The sequence below is a fragment of the Streptomyces sp. NRRL F-5135 genome (assembly GCF_000719775.1).
GTDB lineage: Bacteria > Actinomycetota > Actinomycetes > Streptomycetales > Streptomycetaceae > Streptomyces > Streptomyces hebeiensis.
Genome location: NZ_JOHR01000001.1, coordinates 443,471 through 463,933, shown reverse-complemented (window position 1 = coordinate 463,933; position 20,463 = coordinate 443,471). Strand labels below are relative to the sequence as shown.

Genomic DNA, 20,463 nt, shown 5'->3' with positions numbered 1-20,463 from the left:
CGTGCCCTGCCGTCCCGGGTGCCGGCCCCGGCCCCCGGCCGCAAGAGCGAGACCGGTCGGCACCACCGTAGCGCGCGCCACACCGCGAAGTTGACGCGAGAGGGAGGACTGCTCGGATACGTCCCGGACTGATCTGTGCAGATGGCGGGAGTGGTGGCGGCCGGCGCGCGTCGGAACCCGGCCGGACCGCCCGCGCGGCGTCAACTGCCGGTGCCGGTACGCCCCCAGTCGGGCCCGACCTGGGCCCACGCCTGGTCGAGCCGCCTGTACCGCCGCTGGACGAGCCGCCATACGACCAGCCGCCGGCCGCCCTCGATCACTCCCGAGGCCAGGAGCACGGTTCCGATTCCGGCCATGACGGCGTGGAAACGGGCCGACGAGACGTTCATCGGCGCGCGCACCGGCCGGCCCTGCGGGTCGGTCCAGAGCGTGAACCTGTCACCGGCGCGCGGCGTGTACAGCGGAGCGGAGACCTGGCCGGTGCGCGCGCCGCCGTCGGGCGCGCGCCAGGAGGCGTGCACGCGGACGCCCGAGCCGGGCTCCGCGGGCGACTCCGTGTCGTACGCGGTGAAGCGCGGCTTCGCGTCGCGGCCGACGACCACGGCGGTCGTACGGTGGCGCTGCTCGTGCTGCTCCCGTACGGTCTTGCGCAGCGTGGCGTCCGCCAGGTTCCCGGAGACCAGGCCGGCGGCCGGGGCGCCGAGCACGAGCAGCAGGAGCGCCGTCAGGGCGGCCCACGCCTCCGCGAGATCGGTTCCTCTGTACAGAGGGTTGTGCCGCCAACGCCAGAGCCCCACGATGGTCCGCAACGTTCCGAACCCCCTTCCGTCTCCCCATGTCCCCATGTCTGCGGTGGCCCGGAGTGGCGCCGCGCACGCGCCGGGCGCAGGACCCCTCACTGCTGCTTCGTGTTTCCCGTAAGGGGCGTGATAACACAGGGCGGACGGGGGCGCACGGAGCACGCCTCGGTGCACGCTCAGTCCAGGACAGTCACCGGATCGCCGGTCCGCAGCGTGCCCGTGGCCTCGGGGACGAGGTTCTGTCCGAAGAGCAACTTGCCGCCGAACCGGCGGTAGCGGCCGAGCGTGCGCAACGGTTCCTTGCCGCGCTCCGCCGTGGCCTGGTCGGTGGTGGTGATGACACACCGACCGCAGGGTTTGGTGACCCGGAAGGTGATGTCCCCGACGGCGATCCGCTGCCAGTCGTCCTCCGCCCAGGGGGCCGTGCCCGTCACCACGAGATTCGGCCGGAACCGGTCCATGGGCAGGGGACCCTCGTCAGGGTGGTCACCCTGTGCGACGAGGGAGTTGAGGGCGTCGAGCGAGGCCGTGGTGGTGACCAGGAGGGGGAAGCCGTCCGCGAAGCTCACCGTTTCGCCGGGGCGCGCGTAGAGCGGGTTCACGGGGCGGCGCCGGGCCGGGTCGTCGAGGTGGACGAGCCGGACGTCCAGGCCGAGGAACGCGCTGAGCCGTCGGTCGACGCCGCCCTCGTCCTCCGCACCGCCGAAGCCGTCCGTGCCGTTCGCGGCGCCGCCGGTGCCGTCCGTGCCGTTGCCGCCGTCCGCACCGCGCGTACGCTCCGTACCGTCCGTGCCGGTGACACACATGCCGTCCGGGCCCGACGGGCGCGCGGTGACGGGTACCGCCTCCACCTTGGTGCCGAAGATGTCCACCACGACCGTGCCGCCGTCGACGCCGGCTCCGGACGGGCGCGCGTCCACGGGGGACGGAACGGCGACCGTGAGCGGGGCGAGGCCGGGCACGTGCAGCCGGATCCCGCCGTCCGGCAGCGTGTGCGCGACGATCAGCGCCAGTCGTGGCTGCTGGCGCTGTGTGACCACCCTCCCCGTGTCGTCCACCAGTGTCCAACGCCGGTCCCCGGCCAGGCCCCACGGTTCCACCACGGCGCTGTCCCGCGTGACGCCGGCCATCGACTTGACCGGGTAGAGCCGCAGGGAGTGCAGAGAGGAACGGGGTGGCTTCGGCATGCGGCCATCATCTCAGCCGGTACCGGCCACCCGCAGGTCAGTACCCCCGGCTCTGGTACGGCCGGTTGTACGGATCGTCGTACTGAGCGGGCGCCGGCGGGCGGGGAGCCACGGGCCGCATCGCCTCGTACCCCGTCCCCGGCGGCACCGGGCGCTGCGGCTGCGGCTGAGGGTGCGGCTGCGCCTGTATCGGGCCCGGCGCCTGCGGCTGCGCGGGGCCCGGGTAGCCGTACCCGCGCGGCGCGGACTGCTGCGGGATGTACGGCGCGGGCGCCTGCTGGAGCGGCGTCGGCGCGGGCGTCGGCGCCGACTGCGGCTGATATCCGCTGTAGGCGCCGGAGGGCTGTGAAGGAGCCGCCGGCAGCGCGGGCAGCGCCGCCGGCAGAGCCGGCAGATAGCTGTTGCCCGAGTCATAGGCGGAAGGCACTCGGATCGGCGCGATCTGAGGCGTGCCCCGCTCCGCGACCAGGGAGTCGTAGATGGGGGTGTCCGGGAACGACGGCGCGGTGTAGTAACCGCCGCCGTAGGGGGCGCGGGGGGAGGTCATAGGACATAAGTTAAGCCCTCCCGTGGTTCGTTGGGGAGTCCGAACAGGGGGTTGTTTCGGCTCTTGTGGGTGACTTCGGATCCTCAATGCGAGCGAACATGGGAAAAACGGTCGCCCGGCGGCGTTCTGATCGTGTAAAGGGCAAGGTGGCGTGGGGTTACCGGCGGGTCTCGGCACGGGGCACTAGCGTGTCGGGACGGAGAACACCGGGCATCCCGACGTGATGAGGGGGGCGAGCATGTCCATGCTTAAAGGAGCCAATCTTCCGGTGCCTGCGGCGGCCGTCCGCGTGGAATTGGGATGGCGCACGGGGCCGGGGGTCCCGGACGTCGACGCGTCGGCGCTGCTGCTCGTGTCCGGAAAGGTCCGTGACGACGAGGACTTCGTCTTTTACAACCAGCCCGCCCACCCCTCCGGAGCGGTACGCCTCGACGGAAAACGGGTGGTGACCGGCGGCGGAGGCGTGGACGGGGGCGCGCGGGCGGGCACGGGCGCCGTGGTGGACACCCTCCGCGTCGACCTCGCGCGCGTCGAGCCCGCCGTCGAGCGGATCGTCCTGGCCGCCTCGGCCGACGGGGGTGACTTCGGCCGGGTGCCCGGGCTCTACGTACGGGTACTGGACGCGGCGTCCGGAGCGGAGATCGCGCGGTACGACAGCCGGGACGCCACCGTCGAGACCGCCTTCCTCCTCGGTGAGCTCTACCGGCGCCAGGGCGCGTGGAAGTTCCGCGCGGTGGGCCAGGGGTACGACAGCGGACTCGCGGGCCTGGCGACGGACTTCGGGATCGCGGTGGACGAGCCGCGACAGCATCCGAAGCCGACGCCGACGCCGACGCCGACGCCGACGACTCCGGCCCCGGCATCGGCCGCAGCCCCGGAACCGACGGTTCCGGCCGCGCCGAGCGCCACGTCCGTACCGTCCGCTCCGCCGGTCTCGTCCGCTCCGTCGGCTCCACCGGCACCTGCCGTACCACCGGCCCCGCCCGCTCCCGGTGCCTTTCCGGCCCCCGCTCCCGCTTCCGCACCCGTGCGTCTCACCAAGGTGACGCTGACGAAGGACACACCGTCCGTCTCCCTGAGCGAACAGGGTGGCACCTCGGGCACCATGCGGGTGAACCTCAACTGGCGGGTCCGTCAGCAGTCCAAGGGCTGGGCGGCCAAACTCGGCAGGTCCGTCGCGTCCCGCAGCGATCTCGATCTCGACCTCTGCGCGCTCTACGAACTCTCCGACGGACGCAAGGGAGTCGTGCAGGCACTCGGCAACGCCTTCGGCGCCGTCGACCGGCCGCCCTACATCCTTCTCGACGGCGACGACCGCAGCGGCACGTCCAGCGGCGGCGAGAACCTCACCATCAATCTCGACCACAAGGACCGGCTGCGGCGGATCGTCATTTTCGTGACGATCTACGAAGGCGCGCGGAGTTTCGCCGACCTCGACGCGACGGTCACACTCGAACCGCGGCTCGGCGCCCCGATCGAGTTCTCGCTCGGCGAATGCACGGTGCCGTCCACGGTCTGCGCGCTCGCGCTGATCACCCACACCGGCGCGGACCTCGTCGTGCAGCGGGAAGCACGCTTCCTCGTCCCCCGGCGCGGGGTCAGTCCGCAGCGGACCGTCGATCACGCCTACGGCTGGGGCATGAACTGGACGCCCGGCCGGAAGTGACCGGGTGCCGGGTGCCGGGTGTCAGGTGTCAGGAGTCAGCGGTCCGGGGCCGTCTCGGGGCGGGGGTACGTGCGTCCCTTCCAGGCCGCGCCCGCCCCCCGGTAGTGCCGTACCGCCGAATCGACCGTCATCAGCAGATAGAGCAGCGCCGTGAACGGCAGCAGCGGCGCGAGCCACACCGACTGCCGGTAATACCGCAGCATGGGCAGGTACGTCGCCGTCATGACCGCCCAGGCGGCCAGGCCCAGCCACCCCGCCGCCGTGTCCCCGGTCACCGCGGCCACGCACACGGCGACGGGCGGCACCAGATAGACCAGCGCCAGTGCCAGCACCGCGCCCGCCAGCAGCAGCGGATTGTGCCGGAGTTGGGCGTAGGCGCTACGGGCCACCATCCGCCACAGGTCGGCGAGGCGGGGATAAGGGCGCACGCTGTCCACCCGCTCCGCGAGCCCCAGCCAGATCCGGCCCCCGGACCGCCGTACCGCCCGGGCCAGCGCGACGTCGTCGATCACGGCGTGGCGGATCGACTCGGGCACCCGGGCCCGCTCGGCGGCCCCGTCGCGCAGCAGGACACAGCCGCCCGCGGCCGCCGCCGTGCGAGCGCCCGGACGGTTGATCCGGCGGAACGGGTAGAGCTGGGCGAAGAAGTACACGAACGCCGGCACGACGAGCTTCTCCCACGTGCTCCGCACGCGCAGCCGTGCCATCTGCGAGACGAGGTCGAGCCCGTGCGACTCGGCGGCGGCCACCAACACCCGCAGACTGTCCGGCTCGTGCGCGATGTCGGCGTCGGTCAGCAGGAGGTACGCGGGGTCGTCGGCGCGTGCCAGCGCGATGCCGTGGCGCAGCGCCCACAGTTTGCCGGTCCAGCCGGGTCCGGGCTCGCCGGGGGAGGTCACCGTCAGCGGCAGCCCGCCGTACCGCGCGGCCAGTTCGCGGGCCAGCGCGCCCGTGCCGTCCGTACTGCCGTCGTCCACCAGGAAGACCTCGGCCCTGCCGGGATACACCTGCGCGAGGAGGGAGGGCAGGCTCTTGGCCAGCACCGCCGCCTCGTCCCGCGCGGGGACGACGACGGCGACGGAGGGCCACCGTTCCGGGTCGTCGGCGTCGTGTGCGGGGGCGTGGCCGTGATCATCGGCATACTCGATGTCGCGGGGCAGACCCTCACGGGTGTACCCACCGCCGGGGCCCGGGCCGCCTCCCGCGGCGTCCGGGCCGCTCGCGTCGGTGTACGAGCCGGTGACCCTCGGCGTACGGCCGGAGCCGGATCCCGTGCGCGGTCCGGGTCCCGGGGAACGGTTCCCGGCCTCGTCGGACGGCGGAAGCCGCTGGTCCGTACGCCAGAAGAAGCCCTGGCCCAGCGACAGCCAGCCCCATGCGGCCAGTGAACCTACGGCGATCCAGGCAATGGCGCTCATTCGTCGCAGTCTGCCCCACATCGTGGGGACCGCACACGCTCGACTATGGTGACCGAGTGAAGATCGCGCTCATGGACTCCGGCATCGGCCTGCTCCCGGCGGCACGCGCGGTGCGCCGGCTTCGGCCCGACGCCGATCTCGTGCTCTCCTCGGACCCCGACGGAATGCCCTGGGGGCCGCGTACCCCGGCCGACCTCACGGAGCGCGCGCTCGTGGTCGCCCGGGCCGCGGCCGAGCACCGGCCGGACGCCCTGATCGTCGCGTGCAACACCGCGTCCGTGCACGCGCTGCCCACGCTCCGGGCCGAACTGGAGCCGGACCTGCCGGTCATCGGGACGGTCCCGGCCATCAAACCGGCGGCGACCGGGGGCGGCCCGTTCGCGATCTGGGCGACCCCGGCCACCACCGGCAGCCCCTACCAGCGCGACCTGATCCGCCGCTTCGCCTCCTCCGTGGCCGTCACCGAGGTGCCCTGTCCCGGCCTGGCGGACGCGGTGCAGCACGTCGACGAGGAGGCGATCGACCGCGCGGTGGCCACGGCCGCCGCGCTGACCCCCCGTGACGTCAGGGCCGTCGTGCTGGGCTGCACCCACTACGAGCTGGTCGCCGAACGCGTCCGGGCCGCCGTCCAGCGGCCGGGCGGGCCCACGGTGGTCCTGTACGGATCGGCGGGCGCGGTCGCCGCGCAGGCGATGCGCCGGGCGGGGGACCGGTCGGCCCCCGGCGCCGCGGGCGTCCCGGGCACGCCGGTCGCGCCGGTGGCCCCGGCCGTCCCGGGCGTCGCCGCCGTTGCACGGGTCCCGGACGGTGCACCGGACGGGCTCCCGGGCGTCCCCGGGACGGCGGGGCTCCTGGACGTCCCGGACGTCCCCGAGGCGCCGACGGGGATCCTGGGCGTCCCCGGCGGGCGGCTCACCGTCCTGCTCAGCGGGCGTGAGTCCACGCTTCCGGAAGAGGCGCTGGCGTACGTGGAAGGGCGGCAGCTCGCCGCCGTCAGCCGGGTGCGCTGACCACCGTCCGCACCGGGCCCACGGGCCGGCGGGGTGGTTCCGGCCGCCCTCCGAGCGGCCTGTCGCCGACGCGGAATCTGAGTACGCTGCATGACATGAGGGAGCACCCCCGGAACGAGGGCCACCCCACAGAGGCCCTGCCCGAGACCTGGACCGGCCGCGCGAGCAACCGAGTGCAGTGGCTGCTGGCGGCCGTGGGCGCGGCGTGTGTCGCGCTCGGGGTCGAGCTGGCCGTCGATTCCAACTGGACCTCCGGTTCAGCCGCCCTGCTGATGTCCGTCGTCGGCTGTGTGGCGGCGGGGCTGCTGATCCTCTTCGGGACCCTGGCGTTCGTCCACGTGGCGGTCAGACTCGACGGCGACTGCGTGGAGGTGCGCTGCGGCCACATGGGCGTGCCACGCCGCCGCATCCAGCTCGCCCACGTGGTGGACGCCGTCTTCGTGCCCCGGGTCACCCCGCGCCAGTGGGGTGGCTGGGGCTACCGCTGGCGCCCGGAGAAGGGCACGGCCGTGGTGGTGCGCCGGGGCGAGGCGCTGGTCCTCAAGCTGGGCGACGGCATGGATTTCACGGTGACCGTGGACGACGCGGAGTCGGCGGTACGGATCATCCGCAACCGTCTGAACCCGCTGCCCGACGCGGACACGGCGAACGCCTGACCGCGCGCCCGCGCCGCCGCACGACGACCGTCCGCCGCCCCTGCGTCCGCGACCGTCCGCCCGCCGCCTCCCCCTCCGACGAGGGCCCGCTCCCGTCGGACTCGTCCGGTCGGCTCACCCGACCGGCCCATAGCCCCCGGACGGCGCCCGTCCGGGGCAATGCCGGGGCGGGCCGGGGACGTACGCCCGGCTCCCGCGCTCCCGCGCCTCCCGGGGGCCGCCGTAGACTCCCCGGGTGAGCGCCACGATCAGCACCGTCGAGACCCCTCCGCCCGCCCCGTCTCCCCGCGGCGGCCGGACGCCGCTGCGGTGGCTCGCCAGGCCCGGCGCGGCGGTGCTGTCGGGACTCCTGCTCTACGTGAGCTTCCCGCCCCGCACCCTGTGGTGGCTGGCTCTGCCGGGCTTCGCCCTGCTCGCCTGGAGCCTGTACGGCCGCCGGCTCCGCGCCGGGCTGGGCCTCGGCTACCTCGCGGGGCTGGGGTTCCTGCTGCCGCTCCTGGTCTGGACCGGTGTGGAGGTCGGCTCCGGCCCCTGGCTCGCGCTGGCCGCGGTCGAGGCGCTGTTCGTCGGCGTCGCCGGCCTCGGGATCGCCGCCGTGAGCCGGCTGCCCGCCTGGCCCGTCTGGGCCGCGGCGGTCTGGATCCTCGGTGAGGCGGTCCGGGCCCGGGTGCCGTTCGGCGGCTTCCCCTGGGGAAAGATCGCCTTCGGTCAGGCCGACGGCGTCTTCCTGCCGCTCGCCGCGCTCGGCGGTACCCCGGTGCTCGGCTTCGGTGTCGTCCTGTGCGGCTTCGGGCTCTACGAGGCGGTGCGCCGGGCCCTCGCGTACCGCGCGACCCGTCGGCTGCCGCGCCGGGCCGCGACCGTCGCCGCGGTCACCGTCCTCGCCCCCGTCGTCACGGCCGTCGCGGCCCTTCCGCTCGTGAGCGACTCCGCCGAGAACGGCACCGCGACCGTGGCCGCCGTACAGGGCAACGTGCCCAGGGCCGGTCTGGAGTTCAACGCGCAGCGGCGCGCCGTCCTCGACAACCACGTCCGCAGGACGCTCCAGCTCGCCGCCGACGTGAAGGCCGGCAAGGAGCCACGGCCCGACTTCGTGCTGTGGCCCGAGAACTCCTCCGACATCGACCCGTATCGCAACGCCGACGCCCGGCTGGTGATCGACCAGGCGGTCGGGGCGATCGGCGTCCCCGTCTCCGTCGGTGCCGTCGTCACCCCCGAGAACGGGCCGATGTTCAACCGGCAGATCCTGTGGGACCCGAAGCTCGGCCCGACCGCCACGTACGACAAGCGGCAGATCCAGCCCTTCGGGGAGTTCCTGCCGCTGCGCTCGGTCGTGCGGAAGATCAGCCCGGGCTACGCGGAGATGGTGCGGCGCGACTTCAGCCGGGGGACCACGACCGGTGTCTTCGACATCAAGGGCACGAAGGTCGGGATCGCCACCTGCTACGAGGCCGCCTTCGACGGGGCCGTGCGGGACACCGTGGCCGACGGCGCCCAGCTGCTGTCCGTACCCAGCAACAACGCGACCTTCGACCGCAGCGAGATGACCTACCAGCAGCTGGCGATGTCGCGGGTACGGGCCGTCGAACACAGCAGGACCGTGGTCGTCCCCGTCACCAGCGGGGTGAGCGCGATCATCCAGCCGGACGGCAGGATCACCGAGAAGACGGGCATGTTCACACCCGGGGCGCTCGTGGCCGCGGTGCCGCTGCGCTCCTCCCTGACCCCCGCCACCCGGCTCGGTGTGCTGCCCGAGGCGGCGCTGGTCGCGGTCGCCGTCGGCGGGCTCGGCCGGGTGGCGTTCCGTTCCGTACGGGAGCGGCGGCGGTCGCGGCCGGCGGCGGTCTGACCGCGCTGTTCGGCCGCGGGTCGGCGCAGCCGCCGCGTCCGGCCGTACGGTCGGCTCCCGGTGGGGCGGCGCCGTCGGCTGACGGACACCGAACCCGCGAGCGGCGGCCGGGCCGTCTCCGCGACAGCCGGTCCGCGGGCCGGTGCCGGAGGGCCGGTGGCGGCGGTCGGCGGTCCCGGTCAGGAGGGCGCGGCCGTGGAGTCCGTGCTCTCGCGGACGATCAGCTCGGGCGTCAGCAGCACATGTTCCGGTGTGCCCCGCGGATCCTTGATCCGGGCCAGCAGCAGCCGGGTGCAGACCTGGCCGACCTCCGTGAGCGGCTGGCGGAGACTGGTCAGGCTCGGTGTGAGCAGCGCGGCCGCGGAGGAGTCGTCGAACCCGACGACCGCGACGTCCCGGCCGGGGGTGCGTCCGGTGTCCCGCAGCGCCCGGTAGCAGCCGAGGGCGAGGGTGTCGCTGGCCGCCACCACGGCCGTCACCCCCGCGGTGAGGTGCGGGCCCACGGCCTCCCGCGCGGCCTCGACGTCGTCCCGCGAGGACGCTCGCAGGCCGCGCGCGGACAGTCCGTGCCGGCGCATCGCCTCGCGCCAGCCCTGTGCCCGGTCGTCGCCGACACCGGAGCCCCGGGGCCAGCCCAGGAAGGCGATCTTCCGGTGACCGAGGGCGACGAGATGGCCGACGGCGGCGGCCGTTCCGTGCGCGCCGTCGACATCCACCCAGTCCCCGGCCTCCCGGTTCGACCACGGCCGGCCGAAGGCGACGAAGGGTATGCCGCGCCTGCGCAGCCAGTCGGGGCGGCGATCGCCCCGGTGGGTGTTGCTCAGCACGAACGCGTCCACGGACCGTTCGCGTAACAACTCGGCGTACGTGTCGGTCTCGTCGTCCGCGTCGCCCGGCGCGGCGAACAGCAGGATCCGGTAACCCGCCCGGTGCGCGGAGTCGGAGAAGGCGTGCAGGAAGCGTTCCATCACCGGACCGGAGACCCCGTCGGGCGTCGGCTGGACGCCGTAGCCGATGAGCCGGCTGGACCGGGAGCGCAGCGAGCGCGCGGCCTGGTGCGGCCGGTAGTCCAGCTCCTCGATCGCCCTGCGCACGCGCTCCAGGGTCCGGGGCGCAAGCAACTCGGGCGAGTTGAGCGCGTTGGACACCGTCTGCGGGGACACGCCGGCCCGCTGGGCGACCACCGCGAGCGTGGCCGGCCCCTCCTGGCGCGCCCTGCCGCGCCCGCCGCCCGGCGTGGTGTCACGTGGCATCAGCTCGCCCCCGCTCCCGGTCGGCCGTCCGCCACCGGCTCACCGTGCGAGGTGTGGGCCGGGTGCGATGCGTGTGACACGTGCGCGGTGCGCGCGCCGGGTGCCCGGGGGCCGTCGGCCGGCCCGCCGTGGCCGTCCGCGCCCGGGTCGAACCAGGTCGGCCCGTCGCCCATGGCCTGTTTGATGCGGAACAGCGAGAACTCGCTGAGCGGGGGAAGGGCGTCCAGCGGGAACCAGCCGACGTCCGTCGACTCCTCGTCGTTGACCCGGGCCTCGCCGCCGGTGGCCCGGCAGCGGAAACACACGTCCACGAACTGGCAACGGTCCTCGTTGGGGTACTGGACCGGTTCCAGTGTCTGGACGAGCACGACGCGCTCCACCACGCAGTGGACGGCCGTCTCCTCGTACACCTCCCGTACGGCGGTGACCCCGGGCTGCTCGCCCGGTTCGGTGATGCCGCCGATCAGGGACCACTCGCCGGTGTCGGCGCGGCGTGCCAGGAGGACCCGGTGGTCGTCGTCGAGCACGACGGCGCTCACCCCGGGCAGGAAGAGCAGTTGGTGGCCCGCGGAGGCCCGGATGGCACGGATGAAGTCGGGCGTTGACATGCTCCGACCCTATCGGGCGGGTGGATCGGCCTCGCACCCGTTATGTTCCCGGGCGGCGGGCGCGCGGCGGCCGGCCGGTGGCCTGTGCGATGGAACCGATGACCTGTGCGACCGGGGCCGTCGCCGGCGGCTGTGATCCCGGCACGCAATGGTCGGCTTCACACCAAAGTCAACGGAAAACGTTCATCGCTCCGGCGGTGTCCCGGGGCGGGGCAGAATGCCGTCAGGCGGTTCTCCGCGCGGGGGCGCGGGAGCGCTCTCGCCCGTACGCACACCCGGTTCCGCGTCCGGCGGAACGGCGAAGACCCAAGGCGGTTCGCATGTCATCCACCGGCCCGCACGGCGCCGGCGCCCGCACCACCCGCTCCGCCGCCACCAGTTGTCCCGGCACCTCCCCGGCCATCCGTTCTTCTGTCACCCGGCCCCGTGTCGCGCTCGTCACCGGGGCCAACAAGGGGATCGGGCGCGCCGTCGCACGACAGCTCGGCGAGCGCGGCATGCGGGTCTATCTGGGCGCCCGGGACGAGGAGCGCGGCCGGGCGGCCGAGCGCGAGCTGCGGAAGGGCGGCCTCGACGCGCGGTGCCTACGCCTCGACGTCACCGACGAGCCCACCGTCGGCCTGGCGGCGAAGCGCATCGAGGAGGAGAGCGGCAGGCTCGACGTCCTGGTGAACAACGCCGGGGTCGGCAGCTCGTCGCACGTGCCCAGCCGTACCTCCGCCGACGAGATCCGGCAGACCTTCGAGACCAATGTCTTCGGCGTCGTCACGGTCATCAACGCGCTGCTGCCGCTCCTGCGCCGCTCGGACGCGGGCCGCATCGTGAACATCAGCAGCACGCTCGGATCGCTCACCGCCCTGGCGGACGACCGCGACCCCACCGGCGCTCTCCCGCCCGGCTCCCTCCCGCTGCCGACCGGTTACAGCACCTCGAAGGCGGCGCTGAACGCGCTGACCGTTCTGTACGCGAGAGAGCTGCACGAGGACGGGATCCTGGTCAACGCGGCCTGTCCCGGTTTCGTGGCGACCGACATCAACGGGAGGCAGGGGCACCTGACGCCGGATCAGGGCGCCCGGATCCCGGTGCTGCTGGCCACCCTCCCCGAAGGGGGCCGCACCGCCACGTTCATCGGCTCGGACGGTAGCCCGGCGGGGGTGGAACTGCCCTGGTGACCCGGGCCGCCGGGGCCCGCCCTCGCCCTCGCCGGGCACCGGGCGGGCGGGCCGTGCCGACTGGATCAGCCGCATCAGCCGCATCGGCGGGGCCGGCCGGACCGGCCGGAGCCCTCGGGGCGCTCACGGCAGGAGCGACAGTTTCTTGACGAGCTTGTCCACCCGGTTGCGCGGGCCCACCACACTGACCGCGTAGTAGCCGATCTCCGCCGCCGGCTTGGCGGCAATCCGCGCCAGGTACTCGTCGTAGACCCGGGTCAGCTGGGCGTCCGCCGGCATGTCGGCGACGTGCACGCCGGGCGAGGCCGCGGCCTTCTCCCGCAGCTCGGAGAGCTGGGCGGTGCTCGCGCCGAGGATCGTGCAGCCCGCCCAGGGCAGCCCCGGGTGCGCGGCGCCCCGGGCGTCCACGGCGTCCGGGCCCAGCAGCCCCGTGACCGCCGAGCCCGTGGCCGTCGCGGCGCAGACCGCGGCGTTCACGGCCCGTCCGGCGGGCAGCGACGCGTCGACGGCGATCACCCACTTCAGCCGGGCCGACCGGGTCGGTTCACCGGTTCTGATCTCCTCCGGCAGGAATCCCGTCGTCTCGTCCGCCCCGCCGTCCCCCGGGGGCAGGCTCCCGGACGCGGGGCTCCCGGACATGGTGCTCCCGGACGTGATGGCCGTCATGGTGCGCTCCTCATTTCGTGCGGTTTCAGGCGTGCACGCTAATCGTCCATCCGCTAGCGTTGCAATCAAGCCGTACTTCATACGGAGAAAGGGTGGATCGGGTGGCTCTGGACGAACTTGATACGGCCATCATCAGGGAATTGCAGGCGGACGCACGGCGCACCAACCGGGACATCGCGGCGGCGGTCGGCGTCTCCCCGACGACCGCGCTGGACCGCACCCGCTCGCTGCGCGAGCGAGGTGTGATCAAGGGGGCGCTCCTCGATGTGGACCTGGCCGCGCTGGGCCGGCCGGTCCAGGCGCTGATCGCGGTCCGGGTCCGCCCGCCCACACGGCGGGCCATCGAGGGCTTCCGGGAGTGGGTGCGGGCACTGCCCGAGACGCTCGGCGTGTTCGTCACCTCCGGTGCGGAGGACTTCCTCATCCATGTCGCCGTGCCGGACAACAACGCCCTCTACGAGTTCGTGATCGACAGGCTGACCGCACGCGAGGAACTGGCCGATGTGCGCACGTCGGTCATCTACGAGCACCTGCGCAACGACCGCATGCCGCCCCACCGGCCGACGTGATCGTCGGCCGGTGGGGCGGGGCGGGTGCCGGACCCCGTACGCGGGCCCGGCGGCGGGGGCTTTCCGTCGCGACGCCGGGGCGACACCGGCTCCGTATACCGAAGGCGTGCGACGAGCGGCCTGGAACGTTTCAATCCCGGCCGGGCGTACGGGGTGCCCGGCCGGGGACCGATCGGGCGGTCGCACACCTGGGGCGGTGACGTACGGGCCGAAATGACCACCGTGCGGGGCCTTGGCCCCGGCGCCCTCCTTCGGTACTGTCCCCCGACAGCCGTGAAACGTTTTACTTCCTGTTTGTCCCCGCGTCCACCCCTCCACTTGCCCCGTCACCCGCCCCGGCTCCCGCCCCCTCCTCGGCCCCGCTCGCTCCGCCCGGTTCCTCCGACACTGCCGTGCCGTACCGCGGTCCGGGGCCGTCCGCCCCGGCAGACGTACCCGTGACACGAAGGATGGTCGTGCCGTGATCTCTCCCGAGCTGCACGCGTTGTTCCGCGATCCGCCCCGTGACTTCGGCCCCACACCGCTGTGGTGGTGGTCGGGCGCGAAGGTCACCCGGGAGCGGCTCGCCTGGCAGATGCGGAAGTTCACCGAGGGCGGTGTCCACAACCTCGTGGTGATCAACCTCGCGCCCGCGGGGCCGAGCTTCGGGGCCCGGGCCGACGACCCCGCCTGGTTCGGCGAGGAGTGGTGGGCGCGGTTCACCGACGCCTGCGAGATCGCCCAGGAACTCGGTACGCGGCTGTGGTTCTACGACCAGCTCGGCTTCTCCGGCGCCAACGTCCAGGGCGGGATCACCCACCGCCATCCCGAGGCGGCCGGGCAGGCGCTGCGTTCGCGCCGCGGTGTCGTCGGCGCGGGACGCGTCGCACTCCTCGGTACGGAGACCCTGGTCGGCGCCTACCGCGCGAACGGTGAACGCCTCGCGACGACGGCGCCGGACCGGGTCGGGGCGGCGGACGGCACCGAGGTACGGATCGTCACCGCGGTTCCGACGGCCTTCGACTACCTCGACGCACGCGCCGCCGGCCTGCTGCTGCGGACCGTCCACCACGAGTTCGACCGTCGCGTCCCGCGGTACCTCGGCAATGTGATCGCCGGGAGCTTCCAGGACGAACTGCCGGGCACCAACTCCTGGACGCGCCGCTTCCCCGAGGAGTTCGCCGCCCGGCGCGGGTACGACCTGCTGGACCATCTGCCCGCGCTCTTCGGCGACGACGGCACGCTCCGTACCGACGGCCTGCACCACGCCGCGAAGGTACGGACCGACTACTACGCCGTCCGCACCGAACTCACCGAGGAAGCCCTCTTCCGGCCGCTCGCCGCCTGGCACGACGAGCGCGGCATGCTCCTCGGCGCGGACCAGAGCAACCCGGCGCGGGCCGGGTTCCCGACCCAGGCCACCCAGATCTACACCGACTACTTCCGCACCCACCGCTGGTACAGCGCCGCCGGCAGCGACCACGAGGGCGATGCGAAGATCCATTCCTCCATGGCCCACCTCTACGGCCATGACCGGGTCTGGATCGAGGCGTTCCACTCCTCCGGCTGGGGCGGCACGCTGGAGGACACCTATGACTGGCTGCTGCCCTTCCTGCGCAGCGGCGCCAACCTCTACAATCCGCACGCCAGTTACTTCGGCACGGCCGGCGGCTGGTTCGAGTGGGCACCACCGTCCACCGACTGGCGCCAGCCCTACTGGAAGCAGTACCCGGCCTTCTCCCGGGCGGTCGCCCGGATCGCCTCCGTCATGTCGTGGGGCACCTACAGCGCCGAGGTCGCCGTGCTGCACCCGACCACCACCGCCCAGGCCCTGCTTCCGCTGGACGTTCCCGTCGCACACTTCGGGGACGGGCAGCTCGGCGCCGGCCACACCGAACTCGACCTGGCCCAACGGCACTATCTGGAGCTGTGCGGCACCAACAACTGGTTCGCCACCCGGCTCGGAGCCCTGGACCGGGCGCGGGTGTCGTTCGACGTCATCGACGACGCCTCCGTGCAGCGCGCCGAGGCGGTGGACGGCGCGCTGCGGGTGCGTGACCTCGGCTACTCGGTGGTGCTGCTGCCGTCGGCGAGCGTCCTGGAGGAGGACACCGCGCGCCGGCTCCGCGCGCTGCTCGACAGCGGCGGGCGGGTCGTCGTCGTGGGGCGCGCGCCCTCGTACGCGGCCGGCGTGCGCGGTGACGACGCGTCGGTCGCGGCCCTGGTGGCGCACCCGCGCCTGGAGTACGCCGATGACGCGGAGGCGGCGGCGAAGGCGGTGGGCGACGCGGCCGGACACGCGACGGGTGACGTACCGCTGCTGGTACGGCGCAAGGGGGCCGAGGGCGCGGCCTTCGTCACCGGCGCGTTCCCGAACGCCTCCGCGTACCCGCTGCGCGAGGGGGCCTGGCTCTGGGAGGACTACGACTTCGACCCCGCCCGGTACGCGACGGTCTCCTCGGTGCGGGTGAACGCGGTGGTCGCCGAGGCGGAGGTGTGGAACCCGGCCACCGGCGCGCGGGAGGCGGCACCGGTGACCGTCCGCGGGGGGACCTCCACCATCACGGTCCCCCTGCGCGGCGCACCGGCCGCGATCGTCGTATGGCGGGAGGAACCGCCGGAGGGGCCGGGAGAGGAAACGGCACAGAAGGCGCCGGGCCGGGGAGGGACGGCGGGGGCGCGGCATCGGGGGTACGCGGCGGCGGGCACGCCGCGTACCCCCGATGCCCCCCGGGCCCGGGCGGTCCCGCACGCCGGGCCGGACGCGTACGCCGAGGCGCGGGACGTCTCGGTCACCGACCTCTCCACGGGCTGGCGCGGGCGCCTGGTGCCCACGATGGACAACACCTGGGGCGACCTGGCGCTCCCCGCCGGCGCCCCGGTCGACGCCGTACCGCTGTGGACCCTGCGGTGGGCGGAGGGCAAGGACGTGGAGGGCGGCGTCGGGGAGCCGGCCGGGACGGTCCGGGCGACGTACGGGAACCGGGTCCGTGTCCTCGGCCCCGTGGCGGCCGAGCGGGCCCCCGCACCGCTCGACGGCGACGAGGCCGACGCCGTACTCGCCGGTGCGCGTCCGCTGGTGCCCGCCCGGGAGGCATGGGCGACCTCGCTCCACTCCACCTCCCGGGGCATCCTCGATCCGGGGCACGGCGCGCTCGGCAACAAGGGCATGGTGGACGAGGAGTTCGTACGGGTCGCGGCGCCGGGCGAGGGAGCCGTCGTCCGGGTCCGCGCCGTCGTGGAGACCGACCGTCTCGGACCGGCCGACCTGGTCCTCGGATCGCCCGCGGCGAAGCGGTGGTGGTGGAACGGCCGGGAACTGCTCCCGGGCGGCGACTATCTCGCCACCGCCCGGATCGAGGTGCGCCGGCCGCGCAATGTCCTCGAGTACGAACTGGCCGACCCCGAACTCGCGGCCGCCGCGGCGACCACGCGCCGGAGCGCCACCCTGGGCAGCTTCTTCTGCCTGGCCCCGCCCGGCGGCTTCGCGCCGCGCCCGCAGTTCATGCGCCTGCCCGGCACGGAGCGCGCGGACGGCCGGGTCACCTACCGGGGGAGGCTGGCCCTGGACCGGGACGCGCTCGAGGCGGTGCTGGTCGTGGGTGCCGCCACCGGCGTCACCGTCACCCTCGACGGGGCGGTGGTGGCACGGCAGGAGAAGGTCGAGTACTACGAGTCCAGTTGGGGCGCGCAGCCGATGTACTTCCGCCACGTCCTGCCTCTCACCGCCGGGGAACACGTCGTGGAGGTCGTCGCCGACAGCGTACGGGCCGACGACGTGGTCTTCGTCGACCTCGTCGCCCGTACGGACGCCCCGCCCGGGACCGGCGGCGGCGCGACGGCGCTCGTCAGCGGTGCCGGGTGGGAGGTGGAGACGGCCGGCCGACGCGGCCGGACCGTCGAACACCGGGGCCGCTGGGCCGAGACGCAGTCCTCCTACGCCGCCGTGCGGCCGCATCCGCTGTCCGGCACCGAGTGGCTGACGGGCGCGCCCGTCCTCGGCACCCGGGTGGACACCGTGCGGACCACCGACGACGTCGTCCCGGCGGCACAGCGCTTCCGGATCACCCTGCCGGTGGGGGCCGTGTCGGTGGACCTGCCGCTCGCGCTGCCCGCCACGGTCCGTCTCGACGGGGTGGCCCAGCCGGTCACGGACGGCGTTCTCGACTTCGGCGGGCCCCTGGAGGCCCGCGCGGAACTCGATGTCGTCACCGAGCCGACGGCCGTGCTGCGCGGCGGTTCGGCCTGGTCGGGGCCGGTGAGCGTACGTACGGCCGAGACCGGGTTCCCGCTCGGCGACTGGCGCGCGTGCCTGGGCCTGGCCGGCTGGAGCGGCGGCGTGGTCCACTCCCGGATGCTCCGGGTGCCGGCCGGGCCCGACCCGGTGCTCGACCTGGGACGGGTGCGCGGGAGTGTCGAGGTGACCGTCGACGGCGAGCCGGCCGGCGAGGCGTTCTGCGCCCCGTACCGGTTCCTCCTGCGCGGCACGGCAGGCCGGACGGTACGGCTGGAGGTGACCGTCTACAACACACTGGCGCCCTTCCTGCACGAGACCACCCCCACCGCCTGGACGTTCCCCTCGCAGCTCGTCTCCGGGCTGCTGGGCCCGGTGACACTGCGCACGCCGCGGGCGGCGGAATGAGCGGGCGCGACGCGACGCCGTACACGGCACGCGGCGCCCCGCACACTCACCGCACCCCCGCGTCCGTCACCTCCCACACTCACGGCACCACCACAGGAGCACACGCACGACGAACCCACTCAAGGAGTCTGAATGCCGGACAAGTCAACGGCCCTGGCCAGGCTGCTGCCGCCCGCGCGGCGGCGCAGGACCCGCGTCGGTCTCGTGGCGGGCGGACTGGGCACCTACTGGCCTCAGTTCCCCGGCCTGCTGCCCCAGTTGAAGGAGTCGACGCGCTATGTCTCGCGTCGCTTCGAGGAGATGGACGCCGATGTCACCGACGTCGGATTCATCTCGGACGAGCGGGAAGGCGCCGCGGCGGCCGAGACGCTGCGGCGGGCGGACTGCGATCTGATCGTCATGTTCCTGACGACCTATCTGACCTCGTCGATGGTCCTCCCCATCGCCCAGCGCTCGAACACGCCGGTCCTCGTGATCGACCTCCAGCCGACGGAGAAGATGAGCCACGCGGACTTCGACACCGGCGCCTGGCTGGCGTACTGCGGCCAGTGCCCCGTGCCCGAGGTCGGCAACGTCTTCCGCCGCGCCGGGATCCCCTTCCGCTCGGTCTCGGGCCATCTGCGCCAGGAGTCGGCCTGGGAGCGCATCGGCCGGTGGATCCGCGCGGCCCACGTACGCGCAGCGCTGCGGCACGCCCGGCACGGACTGATGGGCCACCTCTACCCGGGCATGCTGGACGTCTCCACCGACCTCACGCTGCTGCCCGCCACCTTCGGCTCGCACGTCGAGGTCCTGGAGTTCGACGACCTGCGCCACCGCGTGGAGAAGGTCACGGACGACGAGACGGCGGAACGAGTGAAGGTCGCGCGGGAGATCTTCACCCTGGACGACACGGTCGTGGACGACGACTTCTCCTGGGGCGCGAAGGTCTCCGTGGCGCTCGACCGGCTCGTGGACGACTTCGCGCTGGACTCGCTGGCGTACTACCACCGCGGCCTGGACGGTGAGCAGCACGAGCGGCTGGGCGCGGGCATGATCCTGGGCGCCTCGCTGCTGACGGCGCGCGGGGTGCCCGCGGCGGGGGAGTACGAGCTGCGCACCAGCGTCGCCCAGCTGGTCACCCAGGCGGCCGGGGCGGGCGGGTCCTTCACGGAGATCCAGGCGCTCAACTTCGAGGACGGCGTGGTCGAGATGGGCCATGACGGGCCGGCCCACCTCGCGGTGAGCGCGCGGGAGCCGCTGCTGCGCGGGCTGGGCGTCTACCACGGCAAGCGGGGCTGGGGCGTCAGTGTCGAGTTCGACGTGCGGCACGGGCCGGTCACGCTGCTCGGGCTCGGACAGGACCGCGACGGAACCCTCTCCCTCGTCGCCTCCGAGGGCACGGTCGTCCCCGGACCGCTGCTGGAGATCGGCAACACCACCAGCCGGGTCGACTTCGGGCGCGACCCGGGCCTGTGGGTCGACGAGTGGAGCGCGACCGGGGTGGGGCACCACTGGTCGCTCTCGCTCGGCCACGGGGCGGGCGACTACCGGGCCGCCGCGAGCCTGCTCGGTATCGACTACCGGGAAGTGTGACGGGAGCCGACGGGAGTCGACGGGAGTCACCGGAGCACAACCGGGGTGCTCCCGCCCGGCGCCCACCGTGAGCCCTCGCGCACCACCGTCTCGAATTATTGACGAACCGTCCGGAAATGGCCGGTCAACCGTCGAGAACATACCCGGCGTCCATTCCGGTGCGATGCGCCCACGGAAATGACACATCGCGTCCGGTCGCCTACGACGGGGCATTCGGCCAGCCCCGGCGGGGCATTCGGTGAATGACGTCGCGCGGCCTGTGAACAATCTCCACACCGGTTACCTGGGGGCCACATTCCCGCCCGGCCCGCCGCCCCCTCCGCGGAAGCGTCGGTGTAATGGGCGGGAATGTCGCTTTCCCCGTGGAAGCCGGGCCCAGCCAGCCGATATTCACTCTCGCGAACGCGTGAAGATGGTGTCACCACTTCGTGGACGCGGGGGCACGCCACGTCATTTCCGCGTCACGACGCATCGCGACCGGTGCTCTTCCGAGTTGGCGGCATGATGCGTCCGCGTGCTTTGATCCTTCGCATCGCGGCAGTCGCACCGACAGTCCTCGGAATTCCCCGGGGGCGGCCGGCGCGTCGGAACCGCCGTGGTGACCGAGAGATATCCGAGATATCAGCGCGAAGGGAAACACACATGTCCTTCACCCCCCAGGTCGAGACCCAGGAAATCGCCGACAGCGAGCTGGACAACGTCTCCGGCGGTCTCGTCGACGGCGTCGTCGGCGGCGTCGTGAACACCGTTGACGGCATCGTCCCGGTCTCGGGCGTCGTGGGCACCGTCACCAACACCGCCGGTGGCGTCGTGGGTCTGGCCACGGGCACGGTCGCCGCTCTCTGATCCGGCCGTGTGCCGCTGAG

General features: G+C 73.6%; 15 protein-coding genes and 1 pseudogene. 9 read left to right on the top strand and 7 right to left on the bottom strand.

Translation table 11 applies throughout. From position 1 onward, the window contains the following. Window positions 1-200: 200 nt before the first annotated feature. From IG02_RS0102055 to IG02_RS0102045, 3 genes are all read right to left on the bottom strand, one after another. On the bottom strand, window positions 201-809 hold the full coding sequence (locus IG02_RS0102055) for a hypothetical protein (RefSeq protein ID WP_030740909.1): 609 nt from the start codon (window positions 807-809) through the stop codon (window positions 201-203). A 167-nt stretch (window positions 810-976) separates the two neighbouring features. Next, window positions 977-1,987 carry an MOSC domain-containing protein gene (locus IG02_RS42440; RefSeq protein WP_030740906.1) on the bottom strand — a complete coding sequence of 337 codons (1,011 nt, stop codon included), beginning with the start codon at window positions 1,985-1,987 and terminating at the stop codon, window positions 977-979. A 37-nt stretch (window positions 1,988-2,024) separates the two neighbouring features. Then, window positions 2,025-2,534: a DUF6643 family protein gene (locus IG02_RS0102045; RefSeq protein WP_030740903.1), complete on the bottom strand. Its 510-nt coding sequence runs from the start codon at window positions 2,532-2,534 to the stop codon at window positions 2,025-2,027. Between the two features lie 238 nt (window positions 2,535-2,772). Between IG02_RS0102045 and IG02_RS0102040 the strand changes: the two genes are divergently transcribed. Beyond that, the gene (locus tag IG02_RS0102040) at window positions 2,773-4,200 is read left to right on the top strand and encodes a TerD family protein (RefSeq protein WP_234314570.1); all 1,428 of its coding nucleotides are present in this window, start codon (window positions 2,773-2,775) and stop codon (window positions 4,198-4,200) included. Between the two features lie 35 nt (window positions 4,201-4,235). On the opposite strand, the gene IG02_RS0102035 is transcribed toward IG02_RS0102040, so the two are convergent. Continuing rightward, window positions 4,236-5,618, bottom strand: coding sequence for a glycosyltransferase (locus IG02_RS0102035; RefSeq protein ID WP_234314569.1), 1,383 nt, complete (start codon window positions 5,616-5,618; stop codon window positions 4,236-4,238). Window positions 5,619-5,674: 56 nt separating this feature from the next. On the opposite strand from IG02_RS0102035, the gene IG02_RS0102030 reads away from it, so the two are divergent. From IG02_RS0102030 to lnt, 3 genes are all read left to right on the top strand, one after another. After that, window positions 5,675-6,628, top strand: coding sequence for a glutamate racemase (locus tag IG02_RS0102030; protein ID WP_030740896.1), 954 nt, complete (start codon window positions 5,675-5,677; stop codon window positions 6,626-6,628). 95 nt (window positions 6,629-6,723) lie between these two features. Continuing rightward, a complete protein-coding gene (locus tag IG02_RS0102025; RefSeq protein ID WP_030740893.1) occupies window positions 6,724-7,284 on the top strand; it encodes a hypothetical protein in 561 nt (186 codons plus the stop codon). A 235-nt stretch (window positions 7,285-7,519) separates the two neighbouring features. Then, a complete protein-coding gene (gene lnt, locus IG02_RS0102020) occupies window positions 7,520-9,133 on the top strand; it encodes an apolipoprotein N-acyltransferase (protein WP_030740890.1) in 1,614 nt (537 codons plus the stop codon). A 179-nt stretch (window positions 9,134-9,312) separates the two neighbouring features. On the opposite strand, the gene IG02_RS0102015 is transcribed toward lnt, so the two are convergent. Both IG02_RS0102015 and IG02_RS0102010 read right to left on the bottom strand, forming a co-directional pair. After that, on the bottom strand, window positions 9,313-10,386 hold the full coding sequence (locus IG02_RS0102015) for a LacI family DNA-binding transcriptional regulator (RefSeq protein WP_030740886.1): 1,074 nt from the start codon (window positions 10,384-10,386) through the stop codon (window positions 9,313-9,315). A gap of 143 nt (window positions 10,387-10,529) precedes the next feature. Further along, window positions 10,530-10,994, bottom strand: a pseudogene (locus IG02_RS0102010) (NUDIX hydrolase); the annotation flags it as partial. 401 nt (window positions 10,995-11,395) lie between these two features. Here IG02_RS0102010 and IG02_RS0102005 point away from each other — a divergent pair. Beyond that, complete coding sequence (locus tag IG02_RS0102005; RefSeq protein ID WP_030740880.1) at window positions 11,396-12,166, top strand: SDR family oxidoreductase; 771 nt, start codon at window positions 11,396-11,398, stop codon at window positions 12,164-12,166. A 123-nt stretch (window positions 12,167-12,289) separates the two neighbouring features. Here IG02_RS0102005 and IG02_RS0102000 read toward each other — a convergent pair whose 3' ends face one another. Next, on the bottom strand, window positions 12,290-12,832 hold the full coding sequence (locus IG02_RS0102000; RefSeq protein ID WP_234314568.1) for a DUF2000 domain-containing protein: 543 nt from the start codon (window positions 12,830-12,832) through the stop codon (window positions 12,290-12,292). Window positions 12,833-12,933: 101 nt separating this feature from the next. On the opposite strand from IG02_RS0102000, the gene IG02_RS0101995 reads away from it, so the two are divergent. From IG02_RS0101995 to IG02_RS0101975, 4 genes are all read left to right on the top strand, one after another. Next, entirely contained in the window at window positions 12,934-13,401 is a 468-nt protein-coding gene (locus IG02_RS0101995) for an Lrp/AsnC family transcriptional regulator (RefSeq protein WP_420707699.1), read from the top strand. Window positions 13,402-13,861: 460 nt separating this feature from the next. Then, the gene (locus IG02_RS35830; RefSeq protein ID WP_037801805.1) at window positions 13,862-18,022 is read left to right on the top strand and encodes a glycosyl hydrolase; all 4,161 of its coding nucleotides are present in this window, start codon (window positions 13,862-13,864) and stop codon (window positions 18,020-18,022) included. 132 nt (window positions 18,023-18,154) lie between these two features. Then, window positions 18,155-19,597: an L-fucose/L-arabinose isomerase family protein gene (locus IG02_RS0101980; RefSeq protein ID WP_030740872.1), complete on the top strand. Its 1,443-nt coding sequence runs from the start codon at window positions 18,155-18,157 to the stop codon at window positions 19,595-19,597. A 642-nt stretch (window positions 19,598-20,239) separates the two neighbouring features. Continuing rightward, window positions 20,240-20,443 (top strand): hypothetical protein, encoded by a 204-nt coding sequence (locus tag IG02_RS0101975; protein WP_030740870.1) that lies wholly within the window; start codon window positions 20,240-20,242, stop codon window positions 20,441-20,443. The last annotated feature ends 20 nt before the right edge of the window (window positions 20,444-20,463 follow it).